Origin of the sequence: Pseudoalteromonas sp. SCQQ13, from assembly GCF_015864415.1 — a bacterium.
Classification (GTDB): domain Bacteria; phylum Pseudomonadota; class Gammaproteobacteria; order Enterobacterales; family Alteromonadaceae; genus Pseudoalteromonas; species Pseudoalteromonas nigrifaciens.
Genome location: NZ_JADYXG010000001.1, coordinates 285,420 through 310,150, shown reverse-complemented (window position 1 = coordinate 310,150; position 24,731 = coordinate 285,420). Strand labels below are relative to the sequence as shown.

21 protein-coding genes are annotated in these 24,731 nt (G+C 39.9%); 17 read left to right on the top strand and 4 right to left on the bottom strand.

From position 1 onward, the window contains the following. Positions 1-14: 14 nt before the first annotated feature. The 3 genes from I6F41_RS01330 (at position 15) to I6F41_RS01320 (ending at position 4,061) form a co-directional block, all read left to right on the top strand. Positions 15-974 (top strand): porin, encoded by a 960-nt coding sequence (locus I6F41_RS01330; protein ID WP_197107629.1) that lies wholly within the window; start codon positions 15-17, stop codon positions 972-974. An 11-nt stretch (positions 975-985) separates the two neighbouring features. Next, positions 986-2,461 (top strand): SLC13 family permease, encoded by a 1,476-nt coding sequence (locus I6F41_RS01325; protein WP_182683642.1) that lies wholly within the window; start codon positions 986-988, stop codon positions 2,459-2,461. A 178-nt stretch (positions 2,462-2,639) separates the two neighbouring features. Then, positions 2,640-4,061, top strand: coding sequence for a coniferyl aldehyde dehydrogenase (locus I6F41_RS01320; RefSeq protein ID WP_197107580.1), 1,422 nt, complete (start codon positions 2,640-2,642; stop codon positions 4,059-4,061). 118 nt (positions 4,062-4,179) lie between these two features. On the opposite strand, the gene I6F41_RS01315 is transcribed toward I6F41_RS01320, so the two are convergent. Next, positions 4,180-4,905 (bottom strand): tetratricopeptide repeat protein, encoded by a 726-nt coding sequence (locus tag I6F41_RS01315; protein WP_197107579.1) that lies wholly within the window; start codon positions 4,903-4,905, stop codon positions 4,180-4,182. A gap of 513 nt (positions 4,906-5,418) precedes the next feature. On the opposite strand from I6F41_RS01315, the gene I6F41_RS01310 reads away from it, so the two are divergent. Both I6F41_RS01310 and I6F41_RS01305 read left to right on the top strand, forming a co-directional pair. Continuing rightward, positions 5,419-6,273: a DUF6279 family lipoprotein gene (locus tag I6F41_RS01310; RefSeq protein WP_197107578.1), complete on the top strand. Its 855-nt coding sequence runs from the start codon at positions 5,419-5,421 to the stop codon at positions 6,271-6,273. Between the two features lie 131 nt (positions 6,274-6,404). Then, a complete protein-coding gene (locus tag I6F41_RS01305; protein WP_192532311.1) occupies positions 6,405-7,436 on the top strand; it encodes a GGDEF domain-containing protein in 1,032 nt (343 codons plus the stop codon). Between the two features lie 3 nt (positions 7,437-7,439). On the opposite strand, the gene I6F41_RS01300 is transcribed toward I6F41_RS01305, so the two are convergent. Beyond that, complete coding sequence (locus tag I6F41_RS01300) at positions 7,440-8,378, bottom strand: LysR family transcriptional regulator (protein ID WP_011329997.1); 939 nt, start codon at positions 8,376-8,378, stop codon at positions 7,440-7,442. Between the two features lie 118 nt (positions 8,379-8,496). Here I6F41_RS01300 and I6F41_RS01295 point away from each other — a divergent pair, with 118 nt between their 5' ends. The 5 genes from I6F41_RS01295 to I6F41_RS01275 all read left to right on the top strand — a co-directional run bounded on the left by I6F41_RS01295 (position 8,497) and on the right by I6F41_RS01275 (position 17,830). Then, positions 8,497-9,666, top strand: a complete 1,170-nt coding sequence (locus I6F41_RS01295) for an efflux RND transporter periplasmic adaptor subunit (RefSeq protein ID WP_193038588.1) — start codon at positions 8,497-8,499, stop codon at positions 9,664-9,666. A gap of 9 nt (positions 9,667-9,675) precedes the next feature. Continuing rightward, entirely contained in the window at positions 9,676-12,828 is a 3,153-nt protein-coding gene (locus I6F41_RS01290; RefSeq protein WP_089369231.1) for an efflux RND transporter permease subunit, read from the top strand. Then, positions 12,821-14,233 (top strand): TolC family protein, encoded by a 1,413-nt coding sequence (locus tag I6F41_RS01285; protein ID WP_197107577.1) that lies wholly within the window; start codon positions 12,821-12,823, stop codon positions 14,231-14,233. The genes I6F41_RS01290 and I6F41_RS01285 overlap by 8 nt, the downstream gene beginning before the upstream one ends. Positions 14,234-14,242: 9 nt before the next feature. Continuing rightward, entirely contained in the window at positions 14,243-15,271 is a 1,029-nt protein-coding gene (locus I6F41_RS01280) for a zinc-binding dehydrogenase (RefSeq protein WP_011330001.1), read from the top strand. Between the two features lie 303 nt (positions 15,272-15,574). Beyond that, on the top strand, positions 15,575-17,830 hold the full coding sequence (locus tag I6F41_RS01275) for an acyl-CoA dehydrogenase (protein WP_011330002.1): 2,256 nt from the start codon (positions 15,575-15,577) through the stop codon (positions 17,828-17,830). Between the two features lie 118 nt (positions 17,831-17,948). On the opposite strand, the gene I6F41_RS01270 is transcribed toward I6F41_RS01275, so the two are convergent. Then, a complete protein-coding gene (locus tag I6F41_RS01270) occupies positions 17,949-18,500 on the bottom strand; it encodes an outer membrane beta-barrel protein (RefSeq protein WP_011330003.1) in 552 nt (183 codons plus the stop codon). A 456-nt stretch (positions 18,501-18,956) separates the two neighbouring features. Between I6F41_RS01270 and I6F41_RS01265 the strand changes: the two genes are divergently transcribed. The 6 genes from I6F41_RS01265 to I6F41_RS01240 all read left to right on the top strand — a co-directional run bounded on the left by I6F41_RS01265 (position 18,957) and on the right by I6F41_RS01240 (position 23,910). Beyond that, positions 18,957-19,913, top strand: a complete 957-nt coding sequence (locus tag I6F41_RS01265; RefSeq protein WP_197107576.1) for a phosphotransferase — start codon at positions 18,957-18,959, stop codon at positions 19,911-19,913. Positions 19,914-20,058: 145 nt separating this feature from the next. After that, entirely contained in the window at positions 20,059-20,688 is a 630-nt protein-coding gene (gene upp / locus I6F41_RS01260) for a uracil phosphoribosyltransferase (protein WP_011330005.1), read from the top strand. 24 nt (positions 20,689-20,712) lie between these two features. After that, positions 20,713-21,954 carry a uracil-xanthine permease family protein gene (locus tag I6F41_RS01255; RefSeq protein ID WP_041454985.1) on the top strand — a complete coding sequence of 414 codons (1,242 nt, stop codon included), beginning with the start codon at positions 20,713-20,715 and terminating at the stop codon, positions 21,952-21,954. An 80-nt stretch (positions 21,955-22,034) separates the two neighbouring features. After that, the gene (locus tag I6F41_RS01250) at positions 22,035-22,907 is read left to right on the top strand and encodes a kinase (protein ID WP_197107575.1); all 873 of its coding nucleotides are present in this window, start codon (positions 22,035-22,037) and stop codon (positions 22,905-22,907) included. Positions 22,908-23,123: 216 nt separating this feature from the next. After that, on the top strand, positions 23,124-23,513 hold the full coding sequence (locus tag I6F41_RS01245; RefSeq protein WP_011330008.1) for a cytochrome b562: 390 nt from the start codon (positions 23,124-23,126) through the stop codon (positions 23,511-23,513). 10 nt (positions 23,514-23,523) lie between these two features. Then, entirely contained in the window at positions 23,524-23,910 is a 387-nt protein-coding gene (locus I6F41_RS01240; RefSeq protein ID WP_011330009.1) for an OsmC family protein, read from the top strand. 73 nt (positions 23,911-23,983) lie between these two features. Here the strand turns inward: I6F41_RS01240 and ykgO are convergent, their stop codons facing one another. Continuing rightward, the gene (gene ykgO / locus I6F41_RS01235) at positions 23,984-24,118 is read right to left on the bottom strand and encodes a type B 50S ribosomal protein L36 (RefSeq protein ID WP_011330010.1); all 135 of its coding nucleotides are present in this window, start codon (positions 24,116-24,118) and stop codon (positions 23,984-23,986) included. A 265-nt stretch (positions 24,119-24,383) separates the two neighbouring features. Between ykgO and I6F41_RS01230 the strand changes: the two genes are divergently transcribed. After that, a complete protein-coding gene (locus I6F41_RS01230) occupies positions 24,384-24,653 on the top strand; it encodes a hypothetical protein (RefSeq protein ID WP_011330011.1) in 270 nt (89 codons plus the stop codon). The last annotated feature ends 78 nt before the right edge of the window (positions 24,654-24,731 follow it).

Genomic DNA, 24,731 nt, shown 5'->3' with positions numbered 1-24,731 from the left:
TTTTAGGACACATGATGATAAACAACACACACGTTAAACGCTCTGCGCTTGCTTTATTGTGTAGCATAACTGCCTTACCTAATATGGTATTAGCTGCTGAATATTCTGTGTATGGTAAAGCAGAAGTACAAATAGCTAAAACCGATACAGGCGTTATGCGCTACGCCGATGAAGGCACACAAATAGACGCGCCATTTTCACGCATAGGGATCAAAGGACAACACACACTTAACGAGTATGTTAGCGCAGTATTTAAATACGAAGTACAAGTAAAGGGCTTTGAACATGACGATACTAACGAGCCGTTTGCAGCGCGTAATACCTATTTAGGTTTAAAAGGTGCATTTGGTGAAATAGTTGTCGGTAGAAACGATACCCGCTTTAAATACTCAGAAGGTAAGCTGGATAATTTTAACGAAACACAAGCCGATATAGCACAAGTTATTGCTGGGCAAGACCGCCTTGGCGATACCATCACTTACACTTCAAACTATTGGCATAATGCTCAGTTTTCATTTACTTATGCCCCCAAAGACGATAATAAAGATAACCAAGCGGGTTTTGCCGCTACACTTATTTACGGTGATCGTAATTTAAACAATACGCCATATTATATTTCTTTAAGCCATGTTGACTCACTTAATAATATTAAAGCGAGTCGGATTGCAGGTGTTTATAAGTTTGAGCAGTTACAGCTAGGTGCTTTGTATCAACACTCAGAGTCAATAGATGGCACTAAATCAGGCAATGGCTATGTACTAAGTGCAAGCTATACCTTAGATAAATGGGTTCCTAAATTACAGTTTGCAAAAGATGACTCAGCACTGCGTCAAGAGTCAGAAGCCACTCAGTGGAGTACAGGTTTAGACTATGTATTTGATAAACAAACCACGGCTTATCTTTTATATACAGACTTAGACTTAGAAGAAAACGCCGATAGCAGCTTAGCGCTTGGTCTTAGGTACAAATTTTAAGGTTTAGATAAATGACACAACAAATTTTGCAAAATAACGCGCCTAAAAACCAATTTAAGCAATGGTTATTACTACTACTTGGGCCAAGCATAATGCTATTGACCTGTTTACTCGATCCCCCTACGGGCATGTCCAGTGCAGCGTTTAAAACTGCTGGGTTAGCATTTTGGATGGCGTCGTGGTGGGTAAGCGAAGTAGTGCCTATTCCGGCGACTGCTTTATTGCCACTTGTTATATCGCCACTGGCTGGTATAGCAGGTATGAAAAGTGTAGCCGCGCCTTATGCTCATCCATTAATATTTTTATTTTTAGGTGGGTTTTTAATTTCTATCGCAATGGAGCGCTGGGGGTTACATAAACGCATAGCACTGAGCACCATGTTGTATGCAGGCACTAAGCCTAGCTTACAAATTTTAGCTATGATGCTGGTTACGGCCTTTTTATCTATGTGGATGTCAAATACAGCCACTGCAGTGATGATGCTACCAATAGCTTTGTCTATTACACATTTAGTAAAGCAGTCAGATCCTAGCAATGAAGGATTTGGAAAAGCTTTACTACTTTCTATTGCTTATGGTGCGAGTATTGGTGGTATTGCAACATTAATCGGTACTCCGCCTAATGCTTTAATGGCAGCTTACTTGTCCGATAGCTACCAAATAGAAATTGGCTTTGCACAGTGGATGCTAGTCGGTGTGCCACTGGCGGTAAGTATGCTGTTTATTAGTTGGATTTGGCTTACAAAGTTTGCTTATAAAGTAGACGCAGGTATTAAAAATAATCAAAAAATAGACACCAAAGCTGTATTTACTGAACAATTAAAAGCACTTGGTGAAATGCAACGCGCCGAAAAAGGCGTGTTATTTGTATTTGTGCTTGCTGCCGCGTGTTGGATATTTAGACCTTTGCTAGGCGAGTTTAGTGGTTTGAGTATTTCTGACACCACTATTGCGATTGCAGCGGCGTTATTATTATTTGTATTGCCTGCAAATAAAGGCACTAACGAGCGTATTTTAGATTGGGAAAGTGCTGCTAGAGTGCCATGGGGCGTATTATTATTGTTTGGTGGTGGCTTAACACTTGCCTCGCAAATAAAGTCATCGGGCTTGGCGCAATATATTGCACAAATGATTCAAGGCGCGAGTGCTATTCCTCTCGTTATGAGTATTTTAGTGGTCGTTGCACTAATTACATTTTTAACCGAAATCACCAGTAACACAGCCACCGCGGCTGGTTTTTTACCCTTACTTGGCCCCGTTGCAGAATCCATTGCAGGCTCACCACTTGTGTGGGTTATTCCGGCGGCGATTGCTTGTAGTTGTGCGTTTATGATGCCAGTAGCCACCCCACCAAACGCAATTGTGTTTGGCTCAGGGCAAATACAAATGCGCGACATGATACGCGCAGGCTTTGTGCTTAATATTGTGGCAATTGTTTTAATTACCTTAGTAACAATGACAATTGCAGCGCAAGTATTTGGCTTTTAAATTACGCAGCTATTGGCTACTAAACAACAGCCAATAGCTGCAACAGTTACCACTTAGTTCCAACCAAAACCAGAGTAGTTTTGTATATAGTTCAATACTATGCAAAATTACTCTTTATTGCTCGTATTACAGAACAAGGTTATAGTCTCAAATAACTTTAAAATTTGAGTAATCTATTTTGACTATCGACGCACCGCAAACACCTTCGTTAACTACACAATTTGATGAGTTACAACAGTACTTTATAAAAACTCCTTACTTGTCGATTAATAAACGCATCACAGTGTTAAAGCAATTGCGTAGTCGTATTGTAGAGTTTGAGCAAGAGCTGATAGATGCAGTATCAAAAGACTTTGGTTATCGCACCGCATTTGACACCTTGCTAGGCGATATATTACCCACCATGCAAGCCTTAGCGCACACCATAAAAAAACTACCAAAGTGGTCTAAACCAAGCAAGCGCTCAGTAGGTTTAAGCTTATGGCCTTCAAAGGTGAGCGTAACATACCAGCCTAAAGGCGTGGTTGGCATTATAGCGCCTTGGAATTACCCAATACAGCTTGCCATTGTGCCTGTTATTACCGCATTGGCAGCGGGTAATCGTACAATGTTGAAGCTCAGTGAGTTTACCCCCCACACCAATCAAGTGCTTGAAAAGCTATTTAGTGGTGAACTAGAGCAGCATTGTAAAATAATACAAGGGGGGAGTGACGTTGCTAGTGAGTTTTCATCGCTGCCATTTGCACACCTGTTTTTTACAGGCTCAATTGCGGTAGGTAAGTTAGTAATGGGCGCTGCAAGTGCTAATTTAACGCCAGTTACCTTAGAGCTTGGCGGTAAATCGCCTGTTATTATTACTGAAAAAGCAGATATTAAAAAAGCGGCGCAAGCAATACTCTTTGGTAAAATGGCCAATGCTGGGCAAATTTGTGTTGCCCCCGATTATGTATTTGTACCCAAAGAGCTTGAGCATCAATTGGTGCAACACTTGTGTGAATTATATAAAAAACACTACAAACAAGGGGTAGAAGGTAAAAATTTAACCTCTATTGCAAGCGACGCTCACTATGCACGCTTATCTGGTTATTTAGAACAAGCACAGCAGCTAGGCGCAACCATAATTAAACCTCTTGAAGATAACCAGCAAGACCCAGATAAACATCGAATGGGGCTACATATTGTCACCCAAGTAACCGATGACATGCAATTAATGAAAGATGAGCTATTTGGCCCAATATTACCTGTAATGAGTTACACCAACTTAGAGCACGCAATAAGTTATATAAAGCAGCATCATCACCCATTAGCCTTGTATATTTTAGGGCAAAATAAACAAATTCAAGAATATATTATAAAGCAAACACTAAGTGGTACTGTTGCGGTTAACGACACCTTAGTGCAAGTAACTGCCGATGATGCGCCGTTTGGTGGAGTGGGGCATTCTGGAATGGGGCATTATCATGCTAATGAAGGGTTTTTAACCTTTAGCCATGCTAAAAACACGCTGGTTTCTGGATCATTCAATCCACGTATCGGCATGCTACTTAAACAAAGCAAAGTACTAATTAAGTTATTAAAGTGGCTTTATATTAAAAAGTAGTGAATATAACAAAAAGGCTAAACTCATCTTACTGCATTAGTTAGTATTAGCGAGCTTAGCCTTGTTATTTAAACGCTGTTTTAGAGCAATTAATTAAAACAGCGTTTAAAGCAGTTTATTAAAACAACCGCCCTTCACCAGCGTAAGTGCCGGCTAAAATTCTGGTATAAATAGCGTCGGCTTTTTCTTTTGCTTCTTCCACTTCTTTGGGCAGCATTTTTTGCTCGTCGAGCTTGCGACTATGGCTTGCTTGCATACTGCCGTTATACTCGGCAATGGTGTTCCAAATATATGACTTTTCTAAATTCTTAGGCATGCCTAAGCCTTCAAAGTACATTAAAGCTAAATTAAATTGCGCCAAAGTATAATTATTGGCTGCAGCTTTTTCATACCACGTTTTAGCAAGTTCATAATCTACGCTTACGCCATCACCATTGGCATACATAACGCCTAGGTTAAATTGTGCAGCGGGTAGGTTTTTGTTTGCCGCTTGTTCAAATAACTTTATTGCCATTTGTTTGTCGAGTTTTACCCCGTTGCCTTCATCGTATAAAACGGCTAAAGCAAACATAGAATCGGGGTGATTTTTTGCTACCCCTTGTTGATAAAGTTGAGCAGCTTTACGGTAGTCACGCGTTACACCATACCCACCTTCATATAATTTACCCAGCTCATAAATACCAGGGGCAAAGCCTTTATCTGCTAGGTAATTAAACTCTTTTAGTGCTTGTGCAAATTCGCCTTCATTAGCGGCTTTGATCCCTTCCTCTAACCCAGCATGAGCGAAAGGGCTACTAAGTAAAATGCCCGCTAGGAGTAAGGTTTTAAAATTAAACTGTGACATAAGAATGTCTCCAATAAGTGATAGTTGCAATGTGTACTATTTAAACATTATTCTATTTAAAATTTTGCGCTAAATGAGGTAATGCAACGTTTAAAAATTAAAGTGCAAAGTTTATTGCTTGTTATGCATTACGCTGGCTTTAGTATTAAGCACCGCATTAGCAAATGCAAAGTACGCTTATTATAGCTTAAAGCCGAGCAGAGTTGTTTTAGCAGTGTAAGATACAGATATTACAAAAAATTTAAAGCAGTAAAAAAAGCCCTTTCGGGCTTTTGGGTCATATCAACCGTCACTAATATGAAAAATGAAGATGTAAGCTAAACTTTGTTTATTAAAACCTGAGCTACATAAGTATTACGTGCTTAAATAAAATAACAGCATCCGTGCTTAAAGTTCATCCTTGGGCACTGAGGTCGGTACATTTAACTTGTGCGAGTGATTATCAGTTAGATTTAAATTAAAGTCAAATGCAAATAAAAACTATTATCAAGTTTGTGTGTGCGCAGGAGAGTTATGTTAATTAAAATAAATACAAAAAAAATAATACATGCAATGGTAGTCATCAGCTTTGTACTTTTAGCTAGCTGCTCTACTTCTTTTGCTTATAACAATTTACCTTGGCTATCATCATTTTGGGTAGATGACTACATAGACCTAAACAGTAGCCAAGCAAAACAGCTTAAAATTATAATTAAACAAACCCGTAATTGGCATCGTCAGGTAGAGCTGCCTAAGTACAAGCAAGATCTTATCAAGTTACAAAAAACATTTAATAGTGAGTTTAATATCAGCGATTTAACACAGCAGGTTACTGTAGCTAAATTGCATTGGAGCAATTTATTAGTACAGGTTAAAGCGCCTTTAATAGAATTGGCTAAAACACTCAGTACCAAGCAACAACAAGAGCTTGTAACTAACATACAAGCTAACTTAGCTGACGAGTTAAAACAGTATCAAGAGCAAACGACGCAACAACTTAGCGAAGAGCGCCTAAAAGAGCAGCTTAGTTATTATAAAGATTGGTTAGGGAAATTAACTAAGCAGCAAACACAGCTTATAACAGTAGCTAACGAGCAGCATATTAATACCTTTGTGCTTTGGCAGCGTTATAAGCAAAATAGGTTAAACGCACTGCAACAGGCTTTTAATTATGAGTTGCGTAATGTTGAGCAGCAAATGAGCATTATAATTACCGATCGTGAATATTTTATTAGTGAAGAATTAGCGGCCAAAAACCAAGCTAATTTAATGGCTCATGTAAATTTGCTTGTTAGTTTAAATAGTACTTTATCGGATAAACAACGCCGCCACGTAAATAAGCACTTTGCTGAGTTGATAGAGACGGTGGACGATCTTATTGCTGATTAGGTTTTTTACGCAGTACAGTAACGAATTTTTATATAATTATTTACCAGCAGGGCTGCTATTGTAGGTAAACTATTTTGTTATATTTATGTTTCACGTTAAACTAATTTTTTATTTTTTATCAAGTTTCATAAATGGATATAGCAGCACTTAATAGTACAGAGTTTTTAAGGAAAAATGTTCTCAAATGGGTCAGCTTATGCTTTGGTTGCTTGGCGTTGGTATTTGCAGGTTTTAATCTTACTGTGAATAATTTAAGTGTGCTTGGTTATTTTGAAGTTGTTTTTTCGCTGTATTGTTTTTGCATTTATTTTCGTTTGGGTAAACACCCGGTGCAAGTTTGGCAGTCTGTTGTTATGTGTGCCTTTATTTCTTTTATTGTGGTTTTTGGAGCTTATATAGCCGCACCTAGTAATGGGGTGTTTGTTTGGGCGTTTGTGCTGCCTACTTTGTATTATTTATTACTAGGAAAAAACTATGGATTTATTTTTTCCATTGTTTTGCTCAGCTTGCAAAGTATTGTATTAATTAATAAATCCTCGTTAGCTCCTTTTACTTCTCTTAATTTATGTTTAAATATATTATTTGCTTATATTGTTATTTGGGCTATTTCACATACATTTGAAAGTAGCCGCTCGCAGTTTTCAAAAAGACTTAAAAACCTTGCCATGCTTGATCCTCTGACCGGAGCGGGTAATCGTTTGGCAATGAATCATTATTTTTCGGTTGAGTTACGTGAGCGTGCCCAGCTTTACTTGTTTTTAGTTGATTTAGATTATTTTAAGCAAATAAATGATAAATACGGCCACGATGTGGGCGATAAAGTATTGATAGAAGTAGCCACGCTATTAAAAGTTACTTTTGCTAAAGGTTATGTTTTTAGGGTCGGGGGCGAGGAGTTTGCACTTATAAGCTCGTTTAATAGTGAGCATGCAGCGCTTGCTGTTGCCGAAAAAGTAAGAGCTGCACTGGAAAATAAATACATAAACGTTGATAACTATAAAATAAACCTAACAGCAAGTATTGGCGTTGCAAATTATAAACCCCAACAATCACTCAATGAATTGCTTAAAGCAGCCGATAAACAGCTTTATAAAGCCAAAGATTTAGGGCGCAATAGCGTTTATTATCCAGCGGTTAAAAGTGACAAAACAGCGCTTATATAACGATTAATACATGTGATCAAAATTTGGGATACTGTTTTCCCAAATCGGTTTATCTTTGCCTAAATACTCGCGCACAGCATCAAAAAATAGTCGCGTTCTGACCGGTAAGTCGCGATGCGGATATAACGCATACATAGCACTGTGGTCCATTATTTTTATATTGGTAAGTAATGGCACTAACTCGCCATCAATAACTTCGTTATCGAGTAAAAATGCAGGCGCCAAAAAGTAACTGGTGCCAGAGAGTGTTTTCATTAGCAATACTTCAGCGTCGTTAGCCCGAAACACACTCCTTATTTTTTGCTCGCAAGCCTCACCTTTATCGTTATAGTAATTTATTGCATCCACTCTAAATGCATTGCTTTTATAGCTTGCCGCCGGTAATTGAGCCAGATCGCTCATAGTTTTAGGCATGCCATAGGTTTTTACAAATTCAGGTGTTGCTAATATTAATAAACGATTACGGGCAATTTTACGCGCAATGAGCGATGAATCTTTTGGCTCGCCAATTCTAAATGCTAAATCAAACCCTTCAGATACTATATCGACCAAGCGGTCATCTAAACGTAATTCTACTTCTACTTGTGGAAAGCGTTTTTGAAAATCATTAATAACAGGTTGTAAATAACGGCGACCAATAATGGTTGACGCTGTTATTTTTAATAATCCACGCGGCTCTTGGTGATAGTTTTCGGCCATGCGCAGGGTTTCACCTAGCAGCTCTCTAAGGTCGGCTGCTTTTTTTATCATTTCGGCGCCCGCTGCAGTAAGCGAAAAAGAACGTGTTGTTCTGTTTAACAACCTCACGCCAAGCTCATCTTCTAAACGGCTAATTTGTTTTGATATAACGGAGCGGTCAATATTACGTATTTCAGCTGCTTTGGCAAATGAGCCTTGTTCAACCACTTCAAGTAACATTAAAAGTCGACTAGTTGTATCCATAATATTACCAAAAAGAGTTTATTGATGCCATTTTGGCATTAATGAATTTAGAAATCTATTATTTTTGTCAGCACGATTGTTCCGTACCATGCAACGCTAATTATAAAGGAGCGTCGTAATGAACAAACATTTAATTGCTGTAGCACTGGCTACAGCATCCTTAACACTTACAAGTTGTGCCGATGAAAGCACGGCTCAGTCGGCTCCAACAGCGCAACATCAGCCAATAGATGTTGCCAAGGTTATTGTTAAACCGGTACAAAGCTGGCACACCTACACAACTCGCTTAGAATCGCCTCAAGAAGTTGCTTTAATGCCACGAGTATCGGGTGTTATCGACAGCATCGAGTTTAACGAAGGCGACTTGGTAAATAAGGGCGACGTGTTATTTCAATTAGATAACCGTTCATTTACAGCCAAGGTTGCCAGCCTTGAGGCGCAAGTTAACAGTGCAAAAGCAGCGCTTGAACAAGCAAGCAGTGAAGCAACCCGTGCGGTACGCTTAACGCAGCGTAAAGCTATTTCAACTGAGCAAGCACAAGCACGCACTTCAACACTGCGCCAACGCGAAGCGCAACTAGCGGCGCTACAAGCACAGTTAACATCGGCGCAGCTTGATTTAGAATTTACCTCAGTTGTATCGCCTATAGATGGCATTATTTCGCGCGCTAATATTACTAAAGGTAATAATATTTTAGCGGGGCAAAGCGTATTAACGTCGATTGTTTCAAATGAAAAAATGTACGCTTATTTTGATATAGACGAGCGCACTTGGAATTCATCGTTTAATGATGTTAGTGCAGCAAGTCGCCAACCTGTGGTAATGCAAAAGGTAGGTCAAGATGATTTTGCTTATTCAGGTTACATCAACTTTATTGACAACCAAATTAACGCCGCTACGGGTACTTTACGCGTGCGAGCAGTGTTTGCAGATAATAGCGGGCAGTTACGTGCAGGTTCGTTTGCGCGTATTAAGTTAGCCGCTAATGCAATTACTGAAACAGTGATAGTGCCAGATAGAGCAATAGGTACAGATTTAAAAAATCGCTTTGTACTTACGGTCGGCGAAAACAATATTCTGCAATATAAATTAGTAACCGTTGGAGAGCGTTATGGCTCATTACGCGCGATTACTGCAGGCCTTACAGAGGGTGATGTGATTGCTGTAAATGGCCCCGCTCGCGTCGGACCTGGTATGCCAATTTCTCCTAATACCGTCACTATTGATACCAGTGGAATTGCATTTACTTTAGGTAATAGCAACAACCAGTTAGTCGCTAAACAATAAGGTTTATTGATGAAGTTTTCGCACTTTTTTATCCAGCGCCCAATATTTGCGGCGATGTTGTCGTTAATCATTTTAATAGCAGGGGGAATTTCATTATTTCAACTGCCAGTAAGTGAATACCCAGAAGTTGTTCCACCTACCGTAGTGGTAACAGCCAGTTACCCGGGGGCAAACCCAACCGTTATTGCACAAACGGTAGCAACGCCATTAGAGCAAGAAATTAATGGCACCGAAAACATGTTGTATATGTTTTCACAAGCCACTAGTGATGGTCGTATGACCTTAACGGTGACGTTTGCGCTTGGCACCGATTTAGACCGAGCACAAGTACAAGTACAAAACCGAGTAAATAGCGCATTGCCGCGTTTACCACAAGAAGTACAGCGCTTAGGCGTGGTAGCCGAAAAGTCATCGCCCGACTTAACCATGGTGGTGCATTTATATTCTCCTGAAAACACCCACGATACGGCGTATCTATCAAATTATGCCGATTTAAATATTAAAGATGAAATTGCACGCTTATCGGGCGTAGGTGATATTCGCCTGTTTGGTGGCGGTAAATACTCTATGCGTGTGTGGCTTAATCCCGATGCTTTAGCATCGCGCGAGTTAACCGCATCGGATGTAGTAAGTGCACTGCGCTCACAAAACCAGCAGGTTGCTGCGGGTAGCTTAGGCGCTCAGCCAATTTCGAACGACAGCCAGTTTCAAATATTGTTAAATGTTAAAGGTCGTTTAAACAGTATTGAAGAATTTGAACAAGTTATTATTAAAGTAGGTGAGCAAGGGCAGTTAACCCGTTTATCTGATATAGCTCGTGTAGATTTAGGGCAAGACACTTATGCACTGCGCGCTGAGCTTGATAATCAACCAGCACTGGCTATGCCAATATTCCAACGCCCGGGTTCTAATGCAATTGAGCTCTCTGATCAAGTACGCGAAACCATGGCGCGTTTAGCGAAAGACTTTCCTACCGGTGTTGAATACGACATAGTGTACGACCCTACAGTATTTGTACGCGGCTCTATCGATGCGGTAATTACTACCTTGCTAGAAGCAATCGCATTGGTTGTTATTGTGGTGATTGTATTTTTACAAACATGGCGTGCATCTATAATTCCATTGATTGCGGTGCCTGTTTCACTCATTGGTACTTTTGCAGTGATGCAGTTGCTGGGAGTGTCTATTAATACCTTGTCGCTGTTTGGTTTAGTATTGGCCATAGGTATTGTGGTAGATGATGCCATAGTAGTGGTAGAAAACGTTGAGCGTAATATTGAAAAAGGTCTGTCGCCACTTGAAGCAACCCGCGTTGCCATGAGTGAAGTAACCGGCCCTATTATTGCAATTGCCTTGGTACTTAGTGCGGTATTTATTCCTACAGCATTTATTACCGGGTTGTCTGGGCAGTTTTATAAGCAATTTGCCTTAACCATTACTATTTCTACTATTATTTCAGCTTTTAACTCGCTGACTTTATCCCCAGCACTCGCTGCATTATTATTAAAACCCCATGACGCAAAGCCAGACGCTTTTACGCGGTTGTTAAATAAACTATTTGGCCGTTGGTTATTTGCACCCTTTAATCGCGTGTTTAATCGTGGCGCTAAAGGCTACGAAAAACTGGTACAAAAGCTGATCCGCATGAGCGTGGTGGTCATGGTTGCTTACGTTGCTTTAGTGGGCGGTACTATTAAGTTATTTGACTCTGTACCCGGTGGCTTTATTCCTCAGCAAGATAAACAGTATTTAGTGGCGATTGCACAGCTCCCTGATGCTGCGAGCCTAGATCGTACCGAAGCGGTTATTAAACAAATGCAACAAATAGCGCTAGAAGTGCCCGGCGTTGCCCATACGGTTGCCTTTCCGGGGTTATCGGTTAACGGTTTTACCAACAGCCCTAACAGCGGTATTGTATTTACGCCCTTAGCTCCTTTTAGTGAGCGGACTGATCCTAGCCTATCTGCCATGGCAATTGCAGCGCAACTTAATCAGCGCTTTGCAGCAATTGACGAAGCATTTGTAGCGGTATTTCCGCCGCCGCCTATTCAAGGTTTAGGCACCACAGGTGGCTTTAAATTACAAATTGAAGATAGAGCAAACAAAGGCTTTGAAGCATTATTTAATAGCCTACAGGCGGTAATAGCCAAAGCGCAACAAGACCCTGCATTAGTTGGCCTGTACTCAAGTTTTCGTATTCAAGTACCACAAATGGATATAGATATAGACCGTGAACAAGCGCTTATTCAAGGCATACCACTGGATGAAGTGTTTAATGCGCTACAGATATATTTAGGCTCAGTGTATGTAAACGACTTCAACTTATTTGGCCGTACTTACCAAGTCAATGCGCAAGCTGACGCCGATTATCGCGTTGATCCAGAACAAATATTGCATTTAAAAGTACGAAATCGTGCGGGTAATATGGTGCCATTAGGATCAGTGTTAACGGTAACTCCTACCATAGGCCCAGACAGAGTAATGCATTACAACGGCTACCCAAGTGCAGAACTTAATGGCAGCCCAGCGCCAGGTTATAGCTCAGACCAAGCGCAAGTTGCGATTGAAAAAGTACTTGCCGATACGCTACCTTCAGGTATTGAATACGAGTGGACCGAAGTAACCTATCAGCAAGTACTTGCGGGTAATACTATGGTGTATGTATTTCCGTTAGTGGTACTGCTGGTATTTATGGTGCTGGCTGCACAATACGAAAGCCTACGTTTACCACTGGCAATTATAATGATTGTACCTATGACCATATTTTCGGCGCTAATTGGGGTGTGGTTTGTGGGCTCAGACAATAACATATTTACGCAAATTGCATTAATTGTGCTGGTGGCTTTGGCCTCTAAAAACGCGATACTTATGGTGGAATTTGCCAAAGATCAACACGAAACCGGTTTATCACATTTAGATGCCATGTTAGCGGCATGTCGAATGCGCTTACGCCCCATATTAATGACCTCAATAGCCTTTACCGCGGGCGTTGTACCATTAGTATTAGCAACGGGTGCGGGAGCCGAGATGCGCCACGCTATGGGTAATGCTGTATTTGCAGGCATGATAGGAGTAACCGTATTCGGCTTATTATTTACCCCGGTATTTTATATGTTAGTAGCCAATAAAAAGCAAAAAGCACAGCAGGTATCACATGATTAAATTAGTGCAAAAAAACCTTAAAACGTCGCTTACCACAAGCGCTATATTAATTGCTGCTATGTTATCGGGTTGCGCCGCTAAAATTGACGCTGCCAGCGAGCAAAACGTGGTTAGTGAGTTTATAGCTAGTGCCAATATAGCCAGCGAGCTTAATAATATTGATGAGACAAACTGGTGGCAAAAGCTAGAATCAGCTCAGTTAAATCAGTTGGTTACAGACGCATTAGCCAATAACCACAACTTACAAACCAGTCAGTTAGTACTTAAAAGCGCCTTGGCGCGCTTAGGTGAGCAACAAGCGCAGTATTTACCGCAAGGCGGGGTAGAAATTGGCGCGCAGCGCAGTGGTTTAGGCGATACTAACAGTCGTCAATCGAGTGCTAATTTAGCACTTAATTGGCAGCTCGATTTATTTGGTCGTATTACGGCATTGGTTGATGCAGCGAATGCATCGGCCATGAGCCAAGCCGAGCAAGTGCGTTTATTGCAAATTGAAGTGGTTTCGTCGGTTGTTAAAGGCTTTGTGAGCTATCAAGGTAATGTACAAAAGCAGCACATTGTTACGTTGCAAATAGACGCACTAGAGCAAAGTATTGCGGTACTTCAAGCCCAGGTTGATGAAGGCGTAGCAAACGAGCTTGATTTAAATCGTACTATGGCACAACTTAAGCAACAACAAGCACTAATGCCGGCAATTGAATACGCTAAGTATCGCGATTTATCTACACTGGCTGTGCTTAGCGGACAACTAGCACAAAATGTTAAACTCACTAATGAGCAAGCCATTTTAGAGCATAAATTTACCGTATCGTTAAATGATGCTAATGAATCTATCGCACTTAGGCCCGATATTAGCCAAGCACTTTATGCATTTAGCCAAGCAAATAGTTTAAGTGTTGCTGCAAGTAAAGCGTTATTACCAGATATAAGCTTAAGTGGTTTTGCAGGCGTGCTTAGTATTGGTAGTAATAGCTTTAGTGATACACAGCAGCAATGGCAGGTGGCTCCGCAAATTCAGTGGTCAATACTGAGCTACCCGGCACTCATAGCGCAGCGCGATGCACAGCAACTTTTAACTCAAGCGGCTTATAGCGATTATCAACAAGTGATACTCCAAGCGCTGAGCGAAAGTGAACTTTCTTTGCAATTGTTGGTCAACCAAGCTCAGCAAAAGAGCTTTGCTGAGCAGCGTTATCAGTTTGCTAATAATGCATTTTTACAAGCGCAAGCAATGTACGAAGAAGGGCAAATTCCTTACTTAGAGTTGTTAGATGCGCGTCGGGATGTTCTAATAGCTCAAGAAAATGCTGTTGATTCAACGATTTCATCACTGCTCGCTAAAGTAAATGCTTACCAATCATTTAACGGGCGATGGAGTTATGCGTTAAATAATACTAACCAGTAGAGTTTTTTGATGTCTGATACTGATATTTCACCGCAATACACGCTACCGCAGACTATGCGAGCAATTGTATTGCCTGAGCCTAATGAAAAAATTTGTTTAGCCGATGTTGAGTACGCTGTTCCTGAGTGTGCAGACAACGAGCTGCTTATTAAAGTTGAATATGTTGGCTTAAACCCAGTTGATGGCTTGTTTGCTAAATCGGGTTTTTGTAAGTGGCAATATCCACATATTTTAGGGCTTGATGCCGTTGGCGTAGTGGTAAAGGCTGGTAAAGGTGTTTTCCCGGGCGTTGGCACGCGTGTAATGTGGCATGCCAGTATTGGCGATCAAGGGGCGTTGAGTGAATATACCAAAGTAGCTAACTATGCTGTATCGGTTGTTCCTGCTGAGCTTGCAGGCGATATGGCGGCTACTTTACCTTGTGCCGGTATGGCTGCACTCATAAGCCTAGATAAAATTAATATTACCGAGGGCGATACCGTATTAATTGACGGTGGCGCAGGGGCTGTAGGGCAGTTTGCCATTCAGTTTGCAAAGCAGCGCGGTGCCGACGTATTTACCACAGCAGCTAAGCGTAATCATAAATTGGTGAAACAATTAGGCGCCGATGTGGTATTTGCTTACCAGGATAAAGACTTATGCGAAAAAATTCGCCGAGAGCTTGGCCCACAAGGCTTTGATGCGGTAATAGACACCGTTGGTGGCGCCTCTACAATACGCAATATAGAACTAATGCGTTTTTGTGGGCGAATTGCTTGTTTAAACCCATTGCCACATTTTGAACAAGAGCTAATGTATCGTCGAGCACCCAATATTGGTGTTGTATCCTTAGGAGGTGCTTGGTTGGCAAATAGTTTATGTGCCCAGCAACGTTTAAGTTTTATGGGTAACTTATTAATAGAAGGTGCTTTGAGTGGTGACATTAAAACACCCGAAATTACAGCTGTCGACTTTAACGCACAAGCAGTATCAGCAGCACTACATAAACAATTAGACGGCGGTTTTACCGGCAAACAAGTGGTTAAAATAAGCACTTAGTTAATTTTATAATTGAGCGGATACTAATTAACGCAGCATATAATTATGCTGCGTTTTTTTATGCCCGTTTAAAGTCGCTTTATTTTTAAGGCGTGATTTAGCTAAGTTTTGTTGTTTAATTAGCCAAATGAAGAAAAATAATGTTTTTCAGCGCATAGCCGTAAGCCCTTGTGTTTAAACAGTTTACGTTCACGTAAAGAAAATAAATTGAAAAAACTGTTAATTATTTGCATAGAGTAATTGATCTAATCGAATTTTTATGACGTAATGTAGTTATTATTATCTGGTCGGATGAGTTCAATCATGAGTTTACGTACAAAATTAAAAAAAGTATTACCAAGTATTTCAATTACTGAACAAGAAGCGCTAGACGCCGGCGATGTATGGTTAGAAGGGTCTATCTATCAAGGTAAACCTGACTTTAGTGCACTACGCGCCGTGCCAGCTGCAGTATTAAGCGCAGACGAAAAAGCCTTTATTGATGGCCCACTGCAAGACTTGTTGGGTATGATTGATGACACCGAAATTCAAAATGGCATTCATTTACCGGATTACATTTTAGACTTTTTAAAGAAAGAGCGTTTCTTCTCGCTGATCATTCCTAAATCGTTTGGCGGTTTAGAGTTCAGCCCATACGCTAACTCAACAATTGTAGCCACTATTGCCACTAAAAGCTCTGCAGTAGCGGTAACAGTAATGGTACCTAACTCGTTAGGCCCAGGTGAGCTATTACTGCATTTTGGTACGCAAGAGCAACAAGCACACTACCTACCACGTTTAGCAAATGGTACAGACATTCCATGTTTTGCATTAACTAGCCCAGAAGCGGGTTCTGACGCAGGTGGCATTCCAGATTTAGGTACAGTTACTAAAGGCATGTACAACGGCGAAGAAGTACTAGGTTTAGAAATTACGTGGGACAAGCGTTACATTACACTGGCGCCTATTGCGACTGTATTAGGCTTAGCATTTAAAGTTGTTGACCCTGATGGTTTGCTTGGCGGCAAAGAAAACCTAGGTATTACCTGTGCGCTTATTCCTAAAGAGCACCCGGGTGTAGAGTTAGGTAATCGCCATGATCCTATGAATATTCGTTTTTATAACGGTACTACGCGTGGTAACAAAGTATTTGTACCTATGGACTTTATCATTGGTGGCCAGAAAAACATTGGTCGCGGTTGGCAAATGCTAGTTAGTTGTTTAGGCGCAGGGCGTGGTATTTCATTACCAGCACTGGGTGTAAGTACGGCGCAAGTTGCATTTAAATCAGCGTCTGAGTACGCTGCTGTGCGCGAGCAATTTGGTTTAGCAATAGGCCAGTTTGAAGGTATTCAAGAAAAGCTTGCCGATATTGCAGGTAAAACATACCTACAAGAAGCAATGCGAGTGCTTACAACTGAAGGCTTAGGCATGGGCTTAAAACCATCGGTAGTAACTGCAATTGCTAAATACCACATGACTGAGTTGGGCCGTGATGTACTCGACTCTGCAATGGATATTCAAGCGGGTAAAGCAATTCAAAATGGCCCACAAAACACGCTAGCAAGCGGTTATGTAGCACAGCCAATTGCCATTACGGTAGAGGGCGCGAATATTCTTACTCGTAACCTGATGATCTTTGGTCAAGGTGTAATGCGTTGTCATCCATACTTACAATCTATGGTTGAATCAATTCATAGCGAAGATAAAAATGCAGATAAAGAATTTAACCGTATTTTACGTAAAACAGTAAGTTACAGCGTAGCAAACAGCTTACGTGCGTTCCGCTTGGGTGTATTACCATTTACAGCGGGTGCAAGCTCAACGTTACCAGAAGTACGTGAATACGAAAAAGCAGCACATAAACTGTCAGCTAAATTAGCTGTATATGCAGATTTCTCGCTACTTGTACTTGGCGGTAAGCTTAAGCAAGCAGAAATGTTGTCGGCACGTTTAGGTGATGTAATGAGCTTTTTATACGCAGCAATGGCATCAATTAAATACTACGAGCAAAAAGTATCAAGTAGTGAACGTGAGCAAGCAGCACCGTATTTTCATTATGCAACTCGCTTTGCACTACAAAGTGCTGAAGAAGCGCTGCACAAGTTTTTAGATAACTTCCCTGCAAGTGGCACGCGTAAGTTCATGCGTTTTATTACCATGAATTACTCAACTAAAATGCCAAAAATTAGCGACGACTTAATTCGTGAACTAGCTAAGCAAGCTCAGCTAGATACGGCCTTTAAAGCGCAAATTACGCATTTAGTTAAGCCAGTTAAAGGTGATGGACATTATATTAACGAGCAAGCGTACAAAGCTAAAATGGCATCGCTTGGTGAGTTGGCTAAAGTTAAAAAAGCACTGCGTGCTAAAACAATTAAAGCGGGTATTCGTTTTTCAATCACACTTGATAACGCACTTGCGGCTAATGTAATTACAGCGGCTGAACATACTCAGCTTATTGATTACAACACTAAGCGCGAAAAAGCGATTCGTGTAGATGAGTTCGATTTTGATATGAACTTACTTGACGACAACGCACAACCGGTTAACCCACTTAAAAGTGTTGTAAACCAGTAATCACCCGGTGTAAATAAATTCAACAATGTAAGCGCCTGTAGTTTGGGCGCTTTTTACGTTTTTAAAGAAAGCCCCAAAAGTTAATTGAGGGGCTTTTTGTAACTTAATGAGGAGCTATTTAAAATAAATAAGAAATAGTTAAGTTACCCGATACAGCAACGTAGGTGCCTGTGCGGTACATAAAATCTTCATATTCATCAGCTTGGCGTAGAGTTAAAACAAAATCTAAAGCCGCAGGGCCCCAGTTGTAGCCTAAGCCGCCACCAAGTTGAAAGCCTGACATAGTCTCATTTTCACCCAAGGCACTCCACTTATCTGAAAAGAAACCAGCACCGCCATAGCCCCTAAAGCCTTTTTTAGACAAACCCACACCCCCGTAAGCCATTAGGTCGAATCCATCACTTTCTATCGCTGAAAAATCGTCATTTTCTAATGAGAAGTAGGTAGTTCTAATTTGAAAGTGATTATTAACAGCATAACCAGCAGCTATATTAAAACCACTAAAATCCAAATCTTCGCTTGAGCTATTGTCATTGGCTAATGTGAACGCGTAAGCACCCGCTCCAATACTCCAATGTTTTTGAGGTACTGGTTCTAGCTCATTCGCTTGTACAAAAGAGCCTAGTAATAAAGAAGATAGCAGCAAAGTTCCCTGGAATGTTTTTTTCATTATTTTTCCTATTTTGATATTTTAAAAATACGATTTAAAGATAATTCTCATAAAGCATATTCAGGTTTTAACGACTAAAAAATTTAGCCCGTTACACCAAGTAAGCAGCATGTATGATGTTATAGAGATGAAATCGGCGAGAGAATAGCGCATACAAAAGCAAGTGTCTAATATTAAGTTATTGTATTTATTGAGTTATTTGCAATGGTGGTGTGGTTGGGATACTTATCATACTAATTGTGAGCGGTATGTGAGCGTGTATTGAGCAATGCTGCTAATTGTTTTCTGTTTTTTGATTTAAAGATGAATAGAGGTAATAGCTAACGTTAATGAAAATAAATTTATAAATAAAATTGTTCTTTGTCACTTAAGTAGTTTTTACTATTAAATAACACTTTTTATAATAACAACGCTTTGCGTTAAACTAACTAAAATTTATTAATATTAAGTGCGGCTATGGCTTTTTACCTTTCTTTATTACAGCAACAGTTTAAACAGATAAAAGTGGGGGCTACGCTGACTTCTTTGTGGAGTGGTTGTGGCAGCATAGTGGCTTGTGAGCTTGACGGACAGGCGTGTGTTATAAAGGCGGTGAATATTCCTGAGGTTATAAATCACCCAAAGATTAAACAAACGGCGTTTGCTGTTAATCGTAAGCGTAAATCTTATAATGTTGAATACTACTTTTATAATGATTGCAGCCAGCAGTTACCTAATAACGCTGCTGCTATTGGCTGTTTAGCCGCAATCCAAAATGATCAGCAATATGTGCTGGCGTTTAACGATTTTACCCAGCAGGGCTATGTACAAGCTTTGCCTCAAGACTATCGCGAGGTTATTAAATGGTTAGCGCATTTTCATGCGTTTAATTTAACAATTGAAGCTGTTACTCACGCGGCTGAAAAGCTATGGTCACAGGGCAATTATTGGCATTTAAGTACGCGTCCCGATGAGCTTACAAAGCTCCAGCAATCAGCTATTAAGCAGGTTGCAGCTAAGCTAAATACGACATTATGCAATAGTGCATATAAAACAGTAATTCATGGTGATGCCAAGCTGGCAAATTTTGCCATAAACAAACAGCAGCACGTGCTAGGGTACGACTTTCAATATGTAGGTGCTGGTGTTGGGGTTATAGACGTGATGTATTTTATGACAAGCTGCTTTAACGAAACACAATTGCATCAGCATGCTGATAGTTGTTTAGAGTGGTATTTTAGCGAATTGAAGTTAGCATTAGGCGTTTATCATCCTAAGGTAGAGGTAAGTAAAGTGATTAACGATTGGCGCAATTTATGGAGTGTTGCATGGGCCGATTTTTATCGTTTTTTAGCAGGGTGGAGTCCAGAGCATAAAAAAATAAACAGTTACATGTTGCTTCACGTAAATAGTGAGTTAAAAAAACACATTTAATTAACGCTTGAATTAGGTATATTGCCTTAATATCAGGCAAAATAATGTTATTTGGCAGCAATTGTGAAAACTTAACGAAAACTGCAGGCCAAATGCACTTTTTTACTATAAAATATCGCAAATTTTATCACTAGGTTTTTTTAATATGGCTATTCACGTTATAACTCATCCCCTTGTTCAACATAAATTAGGCTTAATGCGCTCCCATGGAATTAGCACTAAAAGCTTTCGTGAATTGTGCTCAGAAGTAGGTACATTATTAACCTACGAAGCAACTCAAAACCTACCGTTAGAAGATAACGAAATTACCAGCTGGGATGGCACAAAGTTAAATGTGCAGCATATTAAAGGTAAAAAAATTACTGTAGTGCCTATTTTACGTGCGGGCTTAGGCATGATGGACGGTGTGATGCAGTTATTGCCGGCTGCCAAAGTAAGTGTTGTAGGCCTTGAGCGAAACGAAGAAACATTAGAGCCAATTCCATACTTTGAAAAGCTAGTAAGTAATATTAATGAGCGTTTAAGCTTAGTGATAGATCCTATGCTTGCAACAGGCGGCACTATGATTGCCACTATTGATATGCTTAAAAAAGCAGGCTGTAAAGAAATCAAGGTAATTGTATTAGTTGCAGCTCCTGAAGGGGTTGAAAAAACATTAGCTGCCCATCCAGATGTAGAAATATATACTGCATCGGTAGACAGCCACTTAAACGATAAAGGCTATATTGTGCCTGGTTTAGGTGATGCAGGTGATAAAATTTTCGGTACGGTTTAAGTGAAAACAGTGCAAAACGATACGATGAAAAACAATGCCATGTTCTCAATAAAAACGATACTTACTGGTGCGCAAATGTTGTTTGTAGCATTTGGCTCATTAGTATTAGTACCGCTGTTAACAGGGCTTGATCCAAGTGTTGCTCTTTTTACCGCGGGCTTAGGTACGCTGTTATTTCAGTTTGTTACTAAAGGCCAAGTACCCATATTTTTAGCGTCATCGTTTGCTTTTATTGCACCGATTATTGCCTCAATACAAATGTGGGGCATACCTGCCACTATGGGTGGTTTAATGGCGGCTGGTTTTGCTTATATGCTATTGAGCTTTTTAGTTAAATTTAAAGGCACTGAAACGCTACATAAAATATTACCACCAATAGTAGTCGGGCCGGTTATTATGGTTATTGGCCTAGCTTTAGCACCGGTTGCGGTAAACATGGCCATGGGCAAAAGTGGTGACGGCAGCACGCAAATTATTGCTTATGATAGTGCTATTTACATCTCATTATTTTCTTTAGTGGTTACGCTTATATTAGCGGTATGGGGTAAGGGTGTATTTAAACTTATTCCAATATTAGCAGGGGTGATAGCTGGTTATAGTTTATCGCTTGCTATGGGCGTGGTGCAATTTGACGCCGTAACCAATGCACAGTGGTTAGCTGTGCCTAACTTTGTTTTACCTGAGTTTAAATGGCAAGCCATTTTGTTTATGGTGCCGGTGGCGATTGCTCCCGCTGTTGAGCATATTGGCGACATGATGGCGATTAGCCAAGTTACCAATAAAGATTTTTTGAAAAAACCAGGGCTACATCGCACTCTATTTGGCGACGGATTAGCTACCTCAGCAGCATCATTGTTTGGTGGGCCGCCAAACACAACTTACTCAGAAGTAACCGGTGCGGTAATGCTGACTAAAAACTTTAACCCAAAAGTGATGATATGGACTGCAATTATTGCCATTACTTTAGCCTTTATAGCTAAAATGGGCGCAAGTTTACAAACAATTCCAGTGCCGGTTATGGGCGGCATTATGATTTTATTGTTTGGCTCAATTGCAGTGATTGGATTAAACACTTTAGTTAAATCTGGGGATGATTTAAGCGAACCGCGTAATTTAAGCATAGTAGCGCTTATTTTGATTTGTGGTATTGGTGGAATGCATATTGGCAGTAGTCAGTTTAGCCTAGAAGGCGTAAGTTTATGTGCCATATTAGGCATAGTGCTAAACTTAGTGTTACCAAAAGCCGAGAAGAAAACCGCAGCTTAAATTTATAGATAAGTTAAACTAACCTAATAGCGCATATATATGCGCTATTTTTTTATCTAAAATAAAGGCGCAATAGAAATATGGATATCAGTGATTTTTTAGCAAAACATCAATTACCAATAAGCTATCAACAGCAGTGTGAACAGTTTTTTATTCCGGTAGCAAAAAATATATTGCACGCTAAAAAAAACAATACTCCGTTATTTGTTGCTATTAATGGCAGCCAAGGCTCGGGTAAAACCACCTTGGCTGATTTTTTAGTAACTTGGTTGGCAAAAAATAGTTCGTTTAATTGCATTGCGCTTTCTATCGATGACTTTTACCTCACTAAGCAGCGTCGTCAGCAGCTTGCAAAAAATGTACACCCGTTACTTGCCACTCGTGGCGTACCCGGCACGCACGATGTAGCTTTAATGAAAAGCACACTTGAGCAGTTACTAGCAGGGCACAGTGGTGTGCCTCTACCTCATTTTAATAAGCATTTAGATGACAGTGCACCACATAACGAGTGGCCGCGTAATAATACCGCTGTCGATATTATTATTTTAGAAGGGTGGTGCGTAGGTAGTAAGGCACAATCGGCATCAGCATTAACTGCACCATTAAATGAGTTAGAGCAAAATGCAGATAACCAAGGTGTTTGGCGTAACTATGTGAACAATTGTTTAAAAACAGAATATTTAAACATTTTTGCTAAAGTTGATTATTTAGTGATGCTTAAAGCCCCTAGTTTTGCTGCCGTATTTGCATGGCGAAAAGAGCAAGAGCAAAAGCTTATAGCCTTAAAAGGGCAAGGTGCAGGCACTATGAATGACGCCCAACTTAGATACTTTATTGCTCATTTTGAGCGTGTCACTCGAGAAAATTTAAACACACTAGCATCAACAGCAAACGCCCTTGTAACACTTAACGAGCAACGTGAAATTAGTTGCTTGGAGTTTAAAGCTGATTAATTAAAATGTTATGTCAGCAGCAACTGTGGCTTGCTATAACAAGGTTGAGTTTACTAAGCTCCTCAAAAAAGTCGCTCTTTACTCTTTAAGTTTGCATCTAAAGTGTAAAGGGGCTTTACACAGCGAACAAGGCTAAACATTACACACTTTCATTTGCGGTTACTTACTAGCGTATTATTGGTATAATCGACGGAGTTTTTAATTGAAAGGTTTATCATGAAGTACTTTTATTTTGTTTTTATTTTACTCACGTCATCAGTCTCAATTGCCAGCGCGCCAGTTGACCTTGAAATTAATATGAAAAACACGGGGCTTGCATATAAACAAGCAGTGCAAGCGACTAATATTGACGAGTTTAACCTTGCGATTAATGAATTCATCTCGTTAGTGGAAATAAGTAAAACAGCTAAGTTTTATAAAGAACCAGAGCAATCATTACAAGGGCTTGATAAAGTCATTGCTCAGGCTGAGCTTGCAAAACAAGCTGCTAACCTGCAAGGTTTGAGTGCGGCTAAACAGCCACTAAAAAATATAGATAATTTACGTAAAAAGTACCATGAGTTACATGAGCCTCCAGGCTTTTTTGAATTACTATTTGGAAAATAAGGGACCCTCGATGGAAATTTCAGTTGCAATGTTAGATGGCCAAAAGCTCAGTGCTAAATTTGGCGATCATGAAGTGATAAGCGATCAGAGTTTGGCTGCAGGTGGCAACGCAGAGCACCCAGAACCGTTTGATTACTTTTTAGTGAGTATGGTGTTATGTGCAGGTTTTTATGCAAGAAAGTTTTGCCAACAACGCGATATTTCGACACAAGGGATGTCACTTAAGCAAAATAACGAAAATGTGGATGAAGATGGTAAAAAGTTATTTTCTATTGAGATAACACTCCCAGATGGATTCCCTGATAAGTATAAAAAAGCACTGGTTGCCGCGGTAAATACATGTACCGTGAAAAAAGTAATTCAGGCAGTACCTGAATTTTCAGTGGTAGTTAAATAACTAGTTAAATAAAGTCACTCTGTGTTGCACACAACACTGAGTGACTGCTTTATAAAGTGATAGTGGTTAAATGCTATTTCTTTTTCATACCCTGAACAGCTTTAAAGCGCGGGTTCTCCTTACAAATCACAAACACGCGTCCTTTACGTTTTACAACTTGACACCCTGCACGCTGCTTAGCACTTTTAAGTGAGCTTAATACTTTCATTTTATACCTCATTAATAAATAAAATAGGGAAATTCTCATAACAGCATTACGTTATGTGATATTATATCATTTTATTCATCAGGATCTATAGCCACTCAAAAAATTATTTAATAAGCATTTAAAAACCATAATTGCTGGCTATTTATGCAAACAAATCAAAAAATGAGCAGTTAAACCAAAAGTGCTGGCTATTGGCGTTTAGCCTGTTATAACTATAATTACATTCGTTAAAAATAGCATAAACAGTAGATCTCAGAGGTAACATATGAGCGACGCAATACAAAAACAACAACAAATAGATCAAGGAGTAATGGATACTCTAAAAGAGCGCGACCATAGTGTTTTAGCACAACAAGTAAACCCCTTAACTTGCACCCATAATGATATTATTGAGTTACTTGCCCAATATATGGCATTAAGTGAACAGGATAACGATGATCTATTTGATCACTGGTTTGATAATCTAACTAAAGAGCAGCATACAGTACTAAAAGTATTTGAAGTGTATCGTGGGCAATACGAACATCAAAACTAGCCTAATAATAATCTTATTTATTGCTATGAAAGCTAAATAACAATGCTATATAAGTATAGAAAAACAAAAAACCCACTT

Coding starts and splice junctions, on each gene's coding strand:
- I6F41_RS01330 (WP_197107629.1), top strand. CDS start 15: ATGATAAACAACACACACGTTAAACGCTCTGCGCTTGCTTTATTGTGT.
- I6F41_RS01325 (WP_182683642.1), top strand. CDS start 986: ATGACACAACAAATTTTGCAAAATAACGCGCCTAAAAACCAATTTAAG.
- I6F41_RS01315 (WP_197107579.1), bottom strand. CDS start 4,905: ATGTCACAGTTTAATTTTAAAACCTTACTCCTAGCGGGCATTTTACTT.
- I6F41_RS01310 (WP_197107578.1), top strand. CDS start 5,419: ATGTTAATTAAAATAAATACAAAAAAAATAATACATGCAATGGTAGTC.
- I6F41_RS01305 (WP_192532311.1), top strand. CDS start 6,405: ATGGATATAGCAGCACTTAATAGTACAGAGTTTTTAAGGAAAAATGTT.
- I6F41_RS01300 (WP_011329997.1), bottom strand. CDS start 8,378: ATGGATACAACTAGTCGACTTTTAATGTTACTTGAAGTGGTTGAACAA.
- I6F41_RS01295 (WP_193038588.1), top strand. CDS start 8,497: ATGAACAAACATTTAATTGCTGTAGCACTGGCTACAGCATCCTTAACA.
- I6F41_RS01290 (WP_089369231.1), top strand. CDS start 9,676: ATGAAGTTTTCGCACTTTTTTATCCAGCGCCCAATATTTGCGGCGATG.
- I6F41_RS01285 (WP_197107577.1), top strand. CDS start 12,821: ATGATTAAATTAGTGCAAAAAAACCTTAAAACGTCGCTTACCACAAGC.
- I6F41_RS01280 (WP_011330001.1), top strand. CDS start 14,243: ATGTCTGATACTGATATTTCACCGCAATACACGCTACCGCAGACTATG.
- I6F41_RS01275 (WP_011330002.1), top strand. CDS start 15,575: ATGAGTTTACGTACAAAATTAAAAAAAGTATTACCAAGTATTTCAATT.
- I6F41_RS01270 (WP_011330003.1), bottom strand. CDS start 18,500: ATGAAAAAAACATTCCAGGGAACTTTGCTGCTATCTTCTTTATTACTA.
- I6F41_RS01265 (WP_197107576.1), top strand. CDS start 18,957: ATGGCTTTTTACCTTTCTTTATTACAGCAACAGTTTAAACAGATAAAA.
- upp (WP_011330005.1), top strand. CDS start 20,059: ATGGCTATTCACGTTATAACTCATCCCCTTGTTCAACATAAATTAGGC.
- I6F41_RS01255 (WP_041454985.1), top strand. CDS start 20,713: ATGAAAAACAATGCCATGTTCTCAATAAAAACGATACTTACTGGTGCG.
- I6F41_RS01250 (WP_197107575.1), top strand. CDS start 22,035: ATGGATATCAGTGATTTTTTAGCAAAACATCAATTACCAATAAGCTAT.
- I6F41_RS01245 (WP_011330008.1), top strand. CDS start 23,124: ATGAAGTACTTTTATTTTGTTTTTATTTTACTCACGTCATCAGTCTCA.
- I6F41_RS01240 (WP_011330009.1), top strand. CDS start 23,524: ATGGAAATTTCAGTTGCAATGTTAGATGGCCAAAAGCTCAGTGCTAAA.
- ykgO (WP_011330010.1), bottom strand. CDS start 24,118: ATGAAAGTATTAAGCTCACTTAAAAGTGCTAAGCAGCGTGCAGGGTGT.
- I6F41_RS01230 (WP_011330011.1), top strand. CDS start 24,384: ATGAGCGACGCAATACAAAAACAACAACAAATAGATCAAGGAGTAATG.